A 15,360-nucleotide genomic window follows, 5' to 3' on the forward strand; every position below is an offset into this window, starting at 1 on the left:
CTCCCATGAAACGTCCTCCCGCCTCCCGCAAGCGCCACGGCTTTACGCTCATCGAGCTGCTGGTGGTGATCGCCATCATCGCCATCCTCGCCGGCATGCTGCTCCCGGCCCTCGCGGGGGCCAGCAAGAAGGCCAAGATCAGGAAGGCCGAGGTGGACATCGCCAACCTCGTGGCGGCCATCAACGCCTACAACGCCGCTTACACGCGCATGCCGGCGTCGCGCCGCACCCGTGCGTCCATTTCCGAACTGTATCCCGACTTCACCTACGGCACCCAGCAGGGAGGCATGCAGGTGTGGGATCCGAAGAAGCAGCCGCTCCAGAGCGCAACGGTGGTCAACCCGGCCGGAAACTGGAACATCAGCAACGCCGAGGTGATGGCCATTCTCACCGGGACCGACCTTGCCAATTTTGGCGCCGGTGCGCCGCCGTACGCCGTCCAGATGGACCTCCCGGGTCCCACCGCGCCGGCCCAGCCGATCAATTTCAACAACAACCTCAATCAGAAGCGGACCGTGTTCCTGAACGCGAAGGTCGCCCGGGGCACCGGGGCGAACGGTGTCAGCGAGCTGGATCGCGTCCTTCGGGATCCCTGGGGCAACCCCTACATCATCCGGATGGACCTCGATTACGACAACCGGGTGCTCGACTTCTTCCCGCAGGCGGGGCAGGCGGGCATCAATCCACCGGCCACCAGTCCGAACGCCCGTTTCGTATCGCAACCCGTCCTCGTGATGTCCTTGGGGCCGGACGGACGCTGGGACCCCGCCCAGCCGTCCGGCGCCCGGGGCGTCAACTTCGACAATATTTACAGTTGGCGCTGAACTCGCTGCCAATCCCATCGCTCCCATGTCTGAACTTCCCCCAGGCTTGAAGGCGGACCGAATCCGGCGCGGTGGCCGGCAGGGTTCCCGTGCGTTCACGCTGACGGAGCTGCTGGTGGTGATGGCGATCATCTCGCTCATTGCGTTCATCGCCGTCCCGGCCTTTCGGGGGTTTGGTCAGGAGAACATCATCGGATCGGCGCAGCGGCAGCTCCAGGACGACCTCGCCTATGCCCGTCTGCAGGCGATCAAGAACCGGGCGCCGGTGTATCTGGTCTTCCTGCAGCCGCCCTTCCAGGCGGAGGCCAATTTCCCGCGTGAACTGGCCTTTGCGCACCAGCGTCTCCTGCAGCTGCCGCAGGGGTCCGAGGAAGACCGGCGCTTTCGCGAATCCGCGTTGCGCGTCTTCACCAATGTGTTTCCGCTCCAGCACTCGGGATACGCGATCTACACGGAGGCCAGCGTGGGCGAACAGCCGGGAGTGCGGCGCCGCCGGTATCTGACGGAATGGCGGTCGCTTCCGGAGGGGGCCCTGTTTCCCACAAACGGTGTGCAGATCGAGCTGCCCCCGTTTGCATCGGGGATCCCGGGCCGGGTGGTGCTGACCAACCTTTCGACGCTCACGGTGCCGTTTCCGGTCGGCCCCGATCGTGCGGGCAACGCCCTGGAGCTGCCCAACGTCAACCTGCCGGCAATCGGGTTCGACGCCCAGGGGCGCCTCTACAACTTCCTGCCCAACGGTCAGCCCCGTGGCAGCGGCATCACCCTCTCGGACCGCTTCGTCGCAGTCGGCGTTGGCAGCGCGGTGTTTTCAAGGAGGTTCGGACCCGGCCAGACCAACCAGTTCGATTTCGACGCCGTTCCGGACGTCGTGGAGACTCCGCGCAAAAACTACACCAACCACATTCTCCGGGTGTCGGCGCTGACCGGCCGGGTGAAACACCAGAAACCGCCGCAGTGAACCTTCCTTCCTCCAGCAACGGGGCCCGGTGCTCCGGGGGCCGCGCGGGCTTCACGATGGTCGAGCTGGCGCTGTGCATCGGCATCATCGCCTTCGCCATGGTCGCCATCATGGGCGTGCTGCCGTCCGGCCTCACGGTGCAAAAGCAAAACCGGGAGGACACCCTCATTGATCAGGACGGATCGCAATGGATCAACATCCTCCGCGAGGGGCAGACGGGCTGGGGGGATCTGACCAATTATTTGGACCACATTCAGGTCGAGCACACGCCGGTGAATGTTCCCTCGGGCCGGCAGGTGGTCCGGCTCGGCGGGCCCTTTGAACGTCCACAACCACCCGCCCGCATCACCTCCTCCGCGGAACTGATCAGCCTGCTGTCCATTCCCAAGTACGAGGTGGATTCGGGCGTCGTCTACAGCAACCGTGTGATCGCCGTGTTCCGATCGCTTTCGGGCGCTCAAAACACGCAGATCCGGAGGGCTGCGGCCTCCGGGGCGATGCCCGAGGATGTCCAGTTGGAGGATGCCTTCCGCTATCAGATGGAGGTCGAGCTCGTCCCGAACAGCCCGACCCCCACGCTGAACATGACGGCTCCCAATCCGTCGTTCACGAACCTGACCACCCTGCAGAACCTGGTCATGGGGGGGTACCTCAACGCCTACAGGCTCGATTCCGACAGCGTTCGCGCCCTGCTGCTCAGTCCCGCCGAGAATCGGGCGGACCGGGATGCCTTTGCCGGAACGCTTTATGATCTCCGGCTGACCTTCCGCTGGCCGGTGTTCCGCGTGGGTGCCGAGGAGCGCATTGGACCGGGGCGCCGGACCTTTCGCACCCAGGTGGTGGGCCGCCCGGTGTTTGCCCGCCTGACCAACAACACTCCGAACACGGTGTACCTTCCGGGCACCAGCATCCGGCCCCGTCGGTTTGACCCGTCGGCGCTGAATCGCGATCTGACCCCCTGAGGCCTCCGATGAGAACCGTCCCCTTCCAGGCCCCGCGTCCCCGCAGGCGCAGTCTCCATGGCTTTTCGCTGCTGGAGATGCTGGTGGGCATCGGGATCCTCTCGGTTGTGGTGCTGGCGTTGTATGCGCTGTTTGACCAGACCCAGAAGGCGCTCCGGGCGAACATCAACCAGGTGGATGTGTCGGAAGGAGGCCGTTCCGTGATGGACCTGCTGGTCCGGGATGTGCGGCGCGCCGCGGTGACGGGAGTCACCACAAACTTCGTCGTGGATCCTGTCCTGCGCCGGGGGCAGGTGGACATTGAGCGTGTGGTTCCGCCGGGCACCAACCTCGTCGTCATGCGGACCGCGGCCGGCCTGATCGGCCCCCGGTGGGCGACGGTATTTGGCGATGACTGGCGTCGCGACACGGCGCTGCACGAGCTCTTCTACCTGGTGGAACAGCAGCCTGGACGCTGGGTTGGCGCCGGCCTGTTCGTCGCGGGTGAGGACCCGATGACCACGGTGGACGGCGTGGGCACGCTCTGGCGCTATGAGGATGAAAACCCGATGCCCGTCCGGGGGGCGCTGGCCGGGAATCAGGTGGGGATTCTCAACAACCGGTTCCTCAACAACACCGCCTATCGCACCAATCACGTGAGCCGTCTGATTGACGGCGTGGTGTTTTTCCGGGTGACGCCGTTCGGCCCGCAGGGCCAGCCGCTGGACGACAAGCTGCTGCGGGAAATTCAGCTCGGGCGGTCCGCTTTTCCGGTGCCGCCGGACGTGGTGATCGGACCCGGATCCGGGCCGCCGCCGTTTCCGGTGAACGGCACGTTCTTCCGGAACCGGGCGCTGCCCTCGGCCGTGGAGATTGAACTTGGCATTCTGCCGACCCAGCTGGTCGAGCAATACCGGAATCTCGACGCCCCCTCGGTTCGCGAGCGGTTCCTCGCGAACAACGCGCCCAACGTCCTGGTCTTCCGCCAGCGAATCTCCCTGCCGGCCGCGCCGGCCCAGTCCCGATGACGTTCCCCAGCCCCCATGACGCAACGCCGCCGGCCGCACGCCGGGGCATCGCCCTGGTGATCACGCTGCTGATGCTGTCGGTCGTGACGATCACGGCGGTCGCGTTCCTCGCGGTCAGCCGTCGCGAGCGCGATTCGGTGACGACCTTCGCCGAACAGGTGGATGCGCGGTACGTCGCCGAGGCCGGGTTGAACCACGCCCAGGCGCGCCTGGCCAGCCGCATGTCCGCCCTCACGAATCGCGCCGCGCACGGTGGGTTCATGGTGTCCACCAACTTCATCAATCCCTTTTTCCGGTTTGGTTTTTCCTTTGCGGACACCCGCAATTTCCGGGCGCTGACCAACGTGGCCTACGCGCGCGCCGATGGCTCGCCGTTGTTCGATCTTTCGACCGACAACGGCCGTGCCGCCTACGCCCGCATGCTCGGCAACCTGTATTATGACCCGCGTCCGCCGGTCTTCGTGCAGACCAACCGAAACCCCCAGGTGTTCCCGAGGTCGCCCTGGGATTTCCGCTTCTACCTCGATCTGAATCGAAACGGACAATTCGAGACCAACGGTCTCCAGATCCAGCGGGACGCCTTCGGGAGGACCAATGGGTTGCAACTGGAGTGGATGTGGGGCGATCCGGAGTGGATCGGGCTGTTGCAGCATCCCGATGTGCCCCACTCGGGCACCAACCCGTTTGTCGGCCGCTTTGCCTATGTGGTGGTGCCGGCCGACCGGACGCTGGACATCAACCACCTGGGCAATGATGCCAAGCGGTTGAATCTGGCCGCCCCGCTGCCGCCTGCGACGCTGAATCCGCCCCTGTTGCCCAGCGGCTTTCTGCGAAATCAGGGTGTGGGGACCTGGGAGATCAATCCTGCCGGATTCTTTGCCGCACTGAACACCAACATCTGGCTGGCCACGGTCAATGACTACGTGTACCGGACCAACCTGAACGCCCCCTCGATCGGGCTCGCGTTCTCCGACGCCGAACGGCTCTGGCGGTTTCGACAGGACGGTTTTGTTCCGATGTCCGCGGTCGCGTCGTCCGGGGTGGCGTCCGGCCGTCCGGACACAGCCCGGATCAACGACTTGTTTCGCCGGGATTTTGTGGACGGCTATTCCGACGGGCCGCTGGTGCTCACCCTCGAGGACATCCGTGGCCGGCTGGACGACAACGATGTCGCCGCGCGCCCATGGCCGGGTTCGGACCTCACCAACCACGTCGTCGAGCTCAACGACTTGTTCCAGCCGCGCCTTGGAATCGCCCATCGGGTGACCGGTCAATACACCAACAATTCCGGGATCCGGCAGACGTCGCTGCTCAGCTCGTACGACAGCCACACGTTTTACCGCCTCCTGGGCCAGTTGGGCACCGATTCTGGTGATGCCCGCGTCGAGACGGGGCTTCATCCGGCATACAGCGACGTTGCCGAGGCCGCGGCGGCACGGCCGCGACGTCCGTCGGTCAATCCCTACGGATTCTACAGGCGCCCGAGGCTGCACCTGAACTACGCCCCGGACGTTCCCGGAGATCTCAGCCTTTCCTCCGCGAACATCAGCAGCTTCCGTCCGTGGGAGCCGGCGGAGTGGTTCACCAATGCGGCACATCGGATTCTGCTGAGTGAGTTCACGAACGGCCTCCCCTTTCTCCCGCCAGGCCTGCAGAACATGGTCCCGGGTCTGGCCGTCCATGGACCCACCGTCGTCAACTCGGCCTCCGGTCCGGTGGCGACAAACCACGTGTATGATGCCCAGGTTCATCGCCTGCTGCAGGTGGCTGCGAACATTTACGACGCGGCCAACAACCGGTTCGTGGGCTCGGGGGCGGACCGGGTTGCCCTTCCATCAGTGTACCGGCCCGTCTTCTACCGGGATGTCCGGACGCCGAATCTCCTCCGGTTGCATGGATTCCAAGAGATTCTTGGCGGCACTCCCGACTTCCTGCTGCGGCGCGACTGGATCACCGCGGATCAGGCGATCAACCGCCTTTCGGTGAGCCGCCCGGAGAGCGACCAAACCTCCCTGGCGGACTTCAACGTGTATGGCATGCCGTGGGTGGTGGGGGCCAAGGAGGGCCTGCCCAATTTCAACCAGGCGCTTTGGCAGACCGTTGTGCAACCCACCCGCCGGTTGAAAGTCCGGCGTCCGAACCAGACTGCGCGGATGGCCTCGCCGCAGAGCGACCTGCCGTTTGCCGGCTCCAATGGCTCAGGTTTCAGCACCGAGTACCAGTTCCTTATCAATCTCACGAATCTCGTCGGGTTTGAGGCCTGGAATTCGTACGCACGGCCTTTCAACCGGGAAGTCCGCATCTTCGCGACCAACGTCCTGGATTTCGCGCTGACGGACGAGACTTCGGGCGGGGCTTCGGTGTTGCTGATGCGACGGCGGGAGATGTTGAGCACCAATATGGTGGTGCCCCGCGGTTGGGCGCCGCGCGCCTATGTCGCCCCGGGGCTAGTCCGGGACGCCGCCTCCGCCCAGTTTCTGCAGTTTCCGCCCGGACTCGCGAGCTTTGCCGGACCCATCCCCGGGGGATTTGCCGTTGGCACAAGCTTCATTTACGACCCGTTCCGGCGGCTGGCGCTTCCACCAAGCCGGACCAATGAAGGTTGGGTGGAGGTCTCCCAGGCCAATCAGCGCTTCCTGACACCCGTCATTTCGGCCTATGTCACGAACCGGTTCCTCTTTGCCATCACCGACGTGCAGACCGGCCGGCTGCTGGATTTCGTCACGCAGGAGAGCGTGATGATCCGCACCAACCTCCTGTCCACGCTGGGGCTGGACTCCGATGGCCAGTCGCGTCCCTTTTTCGCAAATCTTGCAGGGGGTACGGCAACCACCACGATGCCGTCCTTCTGGCGGACCAACCTTCTGGCCGGGGGCAACCGGACGATCGGCCTGGAAAACCAGATGCGGGCGTCCATCGGGCAGATCCCGTTGAACAGCACCCTGTGGCGCGACCTGATCACCCCGGGCGGCGGGGGGGTGGTGCCGGCAAAGGACTACTCCATTGATGGCCTGAATTATTTCCTCTACGGGATCCTGCCGCCCGGGGGGCAGAATCAGACCCGGCTGGAGACGGATTTCGGTTCCAAGCTCCAGGTGCAGGTGGGATTCAACCCATCGCCCCGGATTTTCCTGACCGACCGGCGGATGGCCAACGATCCGCTCGTGCATTACACGAAGGAGGATTTGTTTCCAGGATATGCGCTGCTGACCGAGGCGGAGTATGTGGAGATTCCGGACGAGTTTTTCGGCTGGGTGCGTGGATCGGACCGGGGGATCCAGTTGACCACCAACACCATCGCATTTGATGTGGGGCGGCAGCGGAAGTTTGTGTCCGCGTACGCACCCTGGGGAACGAATGCCAACTTCACTGGAATTCGTGCGCCCAGCGACCCGTTTTCCGGGGCGGCCTACAACTACGCGTACAAGGACCCCCAGATCCAGTCCTCCGATGCGTGGCGTTTTCCCGTAAGTACCAACGCGCAGTTTCGATACGCAGGTGTTGGCGAACTGGGACGGGTTCATCGGGGGACCCCCTGGCAGACGCTCTACCTCAAGTCGCGGCCGGCTCCGGAGAAGCCGGGCAACGAGCCATCGGCCTACACCCGGTATGGGGCCGGTGAGGTGACGTGGGCCGGTTGGGCGGGCAACCGCCGCACCGTCCCCACCAACGACTGGAAGTTTGTGGACCTCTTCACCACGGCGCTCAGCGAAACTGCCGCCCGGGGTCAGATGGGGGTCAACCAGACCAACCTGGCGGCGTGGTCCGCGGTGCTCACCGGTGTTCCCGTGCTGCAGAACACCGATCCTGCGCCCGCCAACGACCCGAGGCCCCACTTTCTCGACCCGTACTCGGGTGAGGTGCGTGCCGTGCTGGCCGGCTATGTGGATGCCTCCGGCGAGCCGGTTCCCGGGCTCCTGGACATGCTTCAGGCGCGCGATCCCCAGAACGGGGATGTGCTGATCAATCCCGGTGGCGTTTTCCAGAATGTTGGCTCCATTTTGCAGGTGCCCACGCTGTCGGATCGCGCCCCGTTTCTTCGCGGCAATTTGAACTGGCCGCTCGTTCGCAATGTCACCGATGAAGTGCTGGAACGACTGCCCCAGCAGATCCTCTCGTTGCTGCGGACCGATGATCCGCGGTTCGTGATCTATTCCTACGGGCAGACCCTCAAGCCGGCGCCGAACGCCGTGAATTTGCGGCCGGGACCGCTCTACGGAATGACCACCAACTACACCATCACCGGGGAGTACGTCACCAAGACGGTGATGCGCCTGGATGGCGATCCACGCCGCCTGGAGCCGGTGATCGAAAGCCAGCGTGTGGTGTTTTCGAACCCCTAGCCGCCGCCCCAGTCCCCGCCTTCCATGCGCCTTTCCCGCCGTGATCAACTGGCCCTCCTGATCTTCGCGATTGTCTGCGCCATCCTGGGCTGGCGCGTCCATGATCGTGGTTTGTTGCGAGACGACCGCGTGCCGCGTGCGGCAGGGACGGCGTCGCCGTCGCCGGAGTCCCACGCCCCGCGGGGAGAGGTGCCCCGGATGGCCACCGTTCCCCCCGCCCCACCGGTTCCCAAATGGCTGCCCATCCACAGTCTGCCGCCGGGCGGGGTTCCGCGGCATGAGGACTCCCAGGTCACGAACCGGCTTCGGAATACGGCGGCGCCGCTGGAGCAGCTCATGGCCAGCGACCGGGCCATCCTTCTGCGAAATGCGCTGGTGGATACCGCGACCGGGGAGCCCCTCGAAATTCCGGCGGCACTGCGCTCCACAAGGCCTGCCGAAGCGTGGATCCTCCAGTCCGCCGGCCCGATCACCCCGGCCTTCCGGTCCGCGATCACTGCGGCCGGGGGGACGATCGTCTCCTACGTGCCGAACAACGCCCTGTTGGTGCGGGCGTCCTCGGACGTCGCGGACCGGCTGGCCGTCGCGCCGGACACCGCCGCGATGCTTCCACTGGAGCCCTACTTCAAACTGACACCCCGGCTGTTGGATCACGCCCTCCGCGGAGAACCGCTTCCGGAAGGGCAGCAACTCATGCTCACCATCCCCGAGGCCGGCCGGGAACTTCCGGAGCTGACCGCAATGGGGATTCGAGAGGTGGCCCGCCAGCGCGGACCCTTTGGCACCCTGGTTCTGGTGGAGGCGCCCGCAGATGCGCTCGTGGCGGTGGCGGCCCTTCCAATGGTGCACCGCGTCGAGCCCCGAAGGTCGGTGCGCCTGGCCAACGATGTCACCGCGTTTGCTCTCGGCTCCACCACGGTGCCGGAAAACACCGATTCCTTCGATGGCCTCGATGGCAACCGGGTGCTGGTCAATGTAAACGACTCGGGTGTGGATGCCAGCCAGCCGGATCTGATGGACCGGGTGTACACCATTCCGAACGAGCCCCAGATCCTCACGGATCCCAGCGGTCATGGCACCCATGTTGCCGGGATCATTGCCGGCAGTGGCACGCAGTCCGGGACCATCAATCAGCCGCCGGACGGCCCGCCGTCCGGGTCGCTCACCAATGCGAATTTCAAGGGCAAGGCGCCAAGCGCCTCGCTGTTTGTGCTGCCGGTGGACCTGCTGTTTGGTCCGGCATCCGGGGACGCCTTCCTCCAGGAGACCGCCGCGCAGGCCCCGGAACGGTTCAACACCCGCGAGGATGTCCTGATTTCGAACAACTCCTGGGGATACGCGGGATTTGATGAGTATGAGTACTCGACCCACTCGGCGAGCTATGATGCGGCTGTGCGGGATGCGCTCCCCCTGGAGCCTGGCGACCAGCCGATTCTCTACGTCTTCGCCGCGGGCAACGATGGCTTTGGCGGAAACAACGGTGCCGGCGGAGCTCCCGACACCATCGTTTCGCCCGGCAACGGCAAGAACGTGGTCACGGTGGGCGCCCTGGAAAGTCCCCGCGCGTTCACCAACGCCATCGTGTACAACACGAATGCGGAGCCCGTGCAGATCGGGGGATTGGTGATCCAGCCGGGCTGGCAGACCAATCCGGGGCCGTTCTTCACGAACCAGGCGCTGCTGCCCCTCAGCGATACCGACTGGCAGGTCGCCTTCTATTCCAGTCGCGGCAATGTCGGCATCGGCATTGAGGGACCCAACGGGCGGTACAAGCCCGACGTCGTCGCCCCGGGCAGTTTCATCATCTCAACCCGGTCGCTGCAATGGACGCCGGAGCCGCTGCCCCCCCGCGATTCCCCCTTCTTCCCCGATGCGGTGCTGTATGACGAGATCAACCTCCAGACGCTCCCGGACTACCGTTATGAGCTGGGCACCAGCATGGCGACCCCGGCCGTGTCGGGGTTGCTGGCGCAGTTGCAGCAATATTTCGAACAGCGGGTCAACTTGTTCCCGTCCCCGGCGGCCTACAAGGCGCTTCTGATCAATTCCGCCCGGCCGACGAGCCCCAGCTATGTCCCGACCGAGGAGACCTTCATCAATTATGCCGGCTGGGGCCGTCCGAACCTCCAGCGCGCCCTGGGCCGCGGATTCAAGGCGTCCATCGGCGGGAGCGAGGTGGATGTCATCGGGGTGGACTTCGCTTCCGGCCTGGCGACCGGCGAGTCGGTGGACCTGCAGCTGAGAATTGCCGCGCCCGAGGCGCTGGATCTGCCCCTGCGCATGGCGCTGGTGTGGACCGATCCGCCCGGGGATCCGTTGGCGGGCCCCAAGCTGGTCAATGACCTGAACCTGATCGTCTCCAACACGTTTACCGGCGAGATTTACTGGGGGAATGATTTCGATCCCGAGACCGGGTTCTCCAGGGCCCATCCCACCAACGACATTGTGGAGAACGGCGTGGCGACGCTCGACCGGATCAACAATGTCGAGCGGCTCATCCTGCCGCCGCCCCTGGCATCCAACTATGTGGTCACCGTGGTGGGCCATCGGGTGAACGTGAATGCCCGCAGGGATTCGCCCACGAACATCGTCCAGGACTTTGCGCTGGCGTTTTCCTCGGACCTGGATCCGTTAAGCACCAACTCGATCGGCGTCCTTGAGGCGCCCCCGGCCTTCAATCCGATCGCGCTGGAGTTTGTGCGGCCTCCGGTGGGGTCGGTCTCGAATGGTCTGCCGCTGCTCAACCAGCGGGCCGGTGCAAACTCGCCCCTCGTTGAGGGCACGAATGGCTGGTTCAAACAGTGGCGTTTCTACACGTTCACGAACGGCTTTGCGCCCACGGAGTTCCCGGGGCAGACGAACTTCAACGGCAGCAATGTGGTTTTTCTGACGTTTCCGGTGGGGAACCTTTCCCGCGCGAGGACCAACGGTCCCGACGTGGATCTCTACGTTTCCCGCGATCCGCGCCTGCTGGATCTCAATCCCGAGGCGGTTGCGGCGGCGGACAAGTCCACGACGCGGGGCGGCAATGAGCTGCTGTTCTATCTCAATCAGCCGGTGAGCGATGACAATGTGTTTTACGTCGGGGTGAAGTCCGAGGACCACCAGGCCGGGGAGTATGGGTTCATCGGCATCAGTACGGATGAACCCCTCTTCGCCACTGATGGCTCCGGCCTCCAGCCGTTCACGATCCCGCTTGGGAATGCCATTCCGGACGGCACCCCGGCGGAGCCCGGAGTGCAGACCTACCTGGCCATCAGCATCGTTCCCGACCCGATTCGGTTACTCACCGTGTCCACGACCAAGACCCATGAGAATTTTCCGGACCTGCTGAGCGAACTCAATTACAATGGCCAGGGTGTGGTCCTTCAGAATCATACGCCGCTCAACGGACTTGACGGCGGGGTTCGGGTGGTCACCACCTATGACGATTCGGGCTCGGGGCAACCGGGAGTGATCCCGTCGGATGGTCCGGGTTCGCTGATCAACTTTCTCGGCTATTCGGGTGCCGGCGTCTGGTTTCTCAACACCGTGGACAACACCCTCGGCAACACGGGAAGCGTTGACAACTTCACACTGACGGTCATTCCCAACGATTTCGGGAACACCTTTGTCGAGCGATGCGTCAATGGTGGCGCGATCAGCCTTGAGGTGATCCTCATTCCGCCGGAGGCCAGCCGGCTGACCATCACCATCCGGAACATTGATCCGGCCGTCCCCCTGGAAGTGTTCATTCGCCGGGATGAATTCCCGGACATTCTGGACCCGCTCAACAATGACAAGTATGCCCAGATCCCGGCCACGGGTGGCAGCATCTCCATGGGCATCCGGGATGTCCCCCCGCTCCAGGCGGGCCGCTATTTCATCGCCGTGTACAACCCGGCGCTCTTCCGGGTGTGCTATGAAATCCGCGCCGAGATTGAACGCGCGCTGGACTCCACGTTCACCCGGACGTTTGAGACCCAGGATCTGGGGATCATTCCCGATTCGGCCCGGCGGTATGCGACCCTCCTCGTGGACGATGCCCGGCCGGTGTCGGCGATGGATGTCGGGTTGAGGATTGACCATCCGCGCGTCTCCGACCTTTCGGTCCGGCTGCAGAATCCCCGGGGCTACAGTGCGGTGGTGTTCGAGGATCGGGGAGGCTACACGCCGGAGGGCCTGGGGACGACGGTCGTCTCCACCAATCTCCGGTATCAACACGTCGCGTTGAGCTTTGAACCGGCCAGCCGGAGGGCGGCGCTGTATGTCAACGGGATGGTGGTGGCGGAGCAGAACCTTCCGCCCGGGTTCCTGCCGGTGACCAGCAACCAATTCCTTTTCGCGCTGGATCCGCGATTCCAGTTCCGGAGCCAGCAGGTTCAGCTGGATGACTTCGGGGTCTGGCGGCGTGCCCTGCGCCCCCAGGAAATTCGCGACATCTACTTCAACGGACTCAACGGCGAGGCCAAGCAGCGGGCCGACCGCAACAACGGGTTGTTCGCCCTCTGGCCGTTCAATGGCAATGGCGACGATGTGCTGGGAGCCAACCGCGCTGGCCTGACGCACCAGGTCCGCGCCGTGCCAGGGGCGTTCCCCGGCGAGGAGGGACTGCTGTTCCCGAGCCCGGGCTTTGGCATCGTGACCAACGCCCTGGTCCTGCCTCGTCCCGGCGAGTTCACCATCGAGGGTTGGGTGTCCATTCCGCCACCCGCAACGAACGCGGTGATTGCCGGGTGGTGGGGCGATTCGAGCCGGGGATTCTTCGGACCCGGCCTGGTGTCGGATGCCAGTGCCGGTCGCGGGTCCGTCACGGGAGTGCTTACCGATTCCCAGGGCAATCAGATCCTGATCACGTCGCGACCCGGGCAACTGGATTCGGGTGTGGGGGTCACCAACACCCTGTTCGCCACCTTCAGCGAGAACACCAACCGGGCCTTTGAGAAGATCAAGTTTGTGCGGCCTCCGTTTGCGGGCCAGGTGACCGGGGAGCAGTTGCTGTTGGTGGATGATTTTGAGGCGGTGCGCCCCGGAACCTATGTCGCCGGCGATGGATTTGGCACCGCTTGGAAGGTCCTCAGCAATTCCGTGGCAATCGTCGAGGACAGCACGGTCGCCTTCCGGGGACTGAACTACCTGGCCGTGTCGAACGGGGTGGTCCGCCGCAGCTTCGAGGCGGTGACGGGCGAACGCTACCGGATCACCTTCATGGCCCGGCTTGATCCCGGGGAGACCAATGTCATGGCCCCCACGGTGTTTCTTGATGGCGTGGCCGTGACACCCCCGCCGGTGGAGGCGGTGCCCGGATTCTGGACGACGAACACCTTTGAGATCCGCGCGACGCGCCCGACGGTGGACCTCGAGTTCAGCGGGATGTCCACTCCGGACGGATCCCCGGGGCTCCTGCTCGACGATGTGGCCTTTCTCCAGACCCGGGGCAGCCTCACCTACCTTCCCGAGGAGCCGATGGAATCGCTGCTCGGGGCGGGGCAGGGGACCTGGGTCCTCGAATTGAACGACAATCGCACCCCGTTTTTCGGCGATCTGCTCGGGTGGCAGCTCACCTTGACGTTCGCGCCCACCAGCGCCCCGGCGATCCGCCTGACCAACGGCGTCCCCTTTTCGACCAACGTGGCCTCAGGCGAACCCCGCTATTTTTACATTGATGTTCCTCTGGAGGCCTCGACTGCGACCAACCTGCTCCAGAGTGTCGGCGGCGGTGCGCTGGGGCTCTGGTACAACCCCCTGGGAATTCCCGGAGAGGGCACTCTGCCGGAGGACGCACCGCTCATCCTCCCGACCACGGGCACCAATTTCCTGTTCTCCGTCCTCAACACCAACCTGCCCCCGCTGCTGGTTCCCGGACAGCGCTACTATCTGTCGGTGGAGAATCTGGACCTCGCGGGTCTGAGTCCGTTCACCATTCAAGTGGATCTCGGGGTGCCGATCATCCCGTTGACCAACGCGATTCCGTATCAGGCCACCAATCAGAACAACGGCCTCCTGGACTACTATTCCTTCGACGTCTCCCCGGATGCCGTGGGGGTGACCTTTGTGCTGACCAATCATACGACCGACCTGAACCTGGTTGTCCGGCGGGCGCCGCAACTGCCGACCCGCACCCAGTTCGACTACGCCTCCACCAACGCCGGAGTGGAGGCCGAGGTCGTCCGCATTGACGTGGCCAGCCAGCCGGTCCCACTGACGCCGGGGACCTGGTATCTCGCTGTTTACTCGGCCGATCCCGGGCCGCCGCCACTGCTGCCAATCCCCTACACCATCCTGGCAATCGAGTCGGCGGGCAGCGTGATCCGTCTGGACAATGGGGTGCCGCTGGAGGCCACGTTGTCCGCTCCAGACGAGGTCGGCTACTTCTTCCTCGACATCCTGGAGGAGCCCGCTGTGGCGTCGTTCGTGGTCACCAACATGACCGCGGACGTGAACCTGTATCTGCGGCGCGGGCTCCCGCTGCCATCGCCGGAAAACTACGCGTATGCCAGCGAGAATCCCGGCCTTGACCCGGAGGTGATTGTGCTGACCCCGGGAAGCCAGCCGGTGCGGCTTGACACCGGACGCTGGTTCCTTGCGGTCATGCCGGTTGCCGGGGTGCCGGTGACCTTCACCGTGATCGGCACCTATGTGCCGGCGGGAGTGACGATCATCGCCCTCAACGACGATGATCCGTTTGAATTCCTCGGGCTCGTCTCCGGGAACCCGGCCTATTTCAGCTTCGAGTCGCCGCCGGATGTCGGAGCGCTTTTGTTCGAGACCTACGGGCTCAGCGGGCCGGCCACCCTGCGGGCGTCAAAAGGGGTCCTCCCTTCCTTCGCCGCGGCGGACAACATCTTCTCCTCACCGCAGCCGGGAACCCTCGGCGAGCGGGTGGTGGTGCGGACGAATCTCGTTCCCGATCTCGCGGGGCTCTGGTTCCTGGAAGTGGTGACGGATTCGGTGGCCCCGGTGGACTTTACGGTGCGGGTTGCCACCCAGCAGGATGGGCTGCTCCTGAGCGGGGCTCCGTTTCAATGGACCCTGGTGGACATTGTTCCGCCCCTGCTGATCTTCGACACCGTGCCGGGAGAGCTCTACAGGATCACCTACGCGGACGAACTCACGACCCCGTTCGACCTTTGGATCCCGGTGCAGGATCCTCCCGGTTCCGGGACGACCGTGATCCGCGCAACCGGGGACACGCTCACCGTGGAGCTCCCGGAGGCCAGTGACGATTTGGAACAGCGGTATTTCCGAATTGACCAATTGCCCCAGTAGGTGGCGGGTTTTGCG

At 64.5% G+C, this 15,360-nt stretch carries 5 protein-coding genes and 1 pseudogene; all 6 read left to right on the plus strand.

Annotated elements, in window-relative coordinates:
- Positions 1–5: 5 nt before the first annotated feature.
- The 6 genes and pseudogenes from KF791_04360 to KF791_04385 all read left to right on the plus strand — a co-directional run bounded on the left by KF791_04360 (position 6) and on the right by KF791_04385 (position 15,345).
- A pseudogene (locus KF791_04360) lies at positions 6–113 on the plus strand (prepilin-type N-terminal cleavage/methylation domain-containing protein).
- Positions 114–849: 736 nt separating this feature from the next.
- Positions 850–1,785 (plus strand): prepilin-type N-terminal cleavage/methylation domain-containing protein, encoded by a 936-nt coding sequence (locus KF791_04365; protein ID MBX3731811.1) that lies wholly within the window; start codon positions 850–852, stop codon positions 1,783–1,785.
- On the plus strand, positions 1,782–2,747 hold the full coding sequence (locus tag KF791_04370; GenBank protein ID MBX3731812.1) for a hypothetical protein: 966 nt from the start codon (positions 1,782–1,784) through the stop codon (positions 2,745–2,747). The genes KF791_04365 and KF791_04370 overlap by 4 nt, the downstream gene beginning before the upstream one ends.
- 8 nt (positions 2,748–2,755) lie before the next feature.
- Entirely contained in the window at positions 2,756–3,754 is a 999-nt protein-coding gene (locus KF791_04375) for a prepilin-type N-terminal cleavage/methylation domain-containing protein (GenBank protein ID MBX3731813.1), read from the plus strand.
- Positions 3,751–8,097 (plus strand): hypothetical protein, encoded by a 4,347-nt coding sequence (locus tag KF791_04380; protein ID MBX3731814.1) that lies wholly within the window; start codon positions 3,751–3,753, stop codon positions 8,095–8,097. Before KF791_04375 ends, KF791_04380 begins: the two co-directional genes overlap by 4 nt.
- A 24-nt stretch (positions 8,098–8,121) precedes the next feature.
- Positions 8,122–15,345, plus strand: coding sequence for a S8 family serine peptidase (locus KF791_04385; protein ID MBX3731815.1), 7,224 nt, complete (start codon positions 8,122–8,124; stop codon positions 15,343–15,345).
- Positions 15,346–15,360: the final 15 nt, after the last annotated feature.

This window comes from Verrucomicrobiia bacterium, from assembly GCA_019634635.1.
Taxonomy (GTDB): domain Bacteria; phylum Verrucomicrobiota; class Verrucomicrobiia; order Limisphaerales; family UBA9464; genus UBA9464.

Excerpts from the sequence above, each read along its gene's own strand:
- KF791_04365 (MBX3731811.1), top strand. The coding sequence starts at position 850 with ATGTCTGAACTTCCCCCAGGCTTGAAGGCGGACCGAATCCGGCGCGGT.
- KF791_04380 (MBX3731814.1), top strand. The coding sequence starts at position 3,751 with ATGACGTTCCCCAGCCCCCATGACGCAACGCCGCCGGCCGCACGCCGG.
- KF791_04385 (MBX3731815.1), top strand. The coding sequence starts at position 8,122 with ATGCGCCTTTCCCGCCGTGATCAACTGGCCCTCCTGATCTTCGCGATT.
- KF791_04375 (MBX3731813.1), top strand. The coding sequence starts at position 2,756 with ATGAGAACCGTCCCCTTCCAGGCCCCGCGTCCCCGCAGGCGCAGTCTC.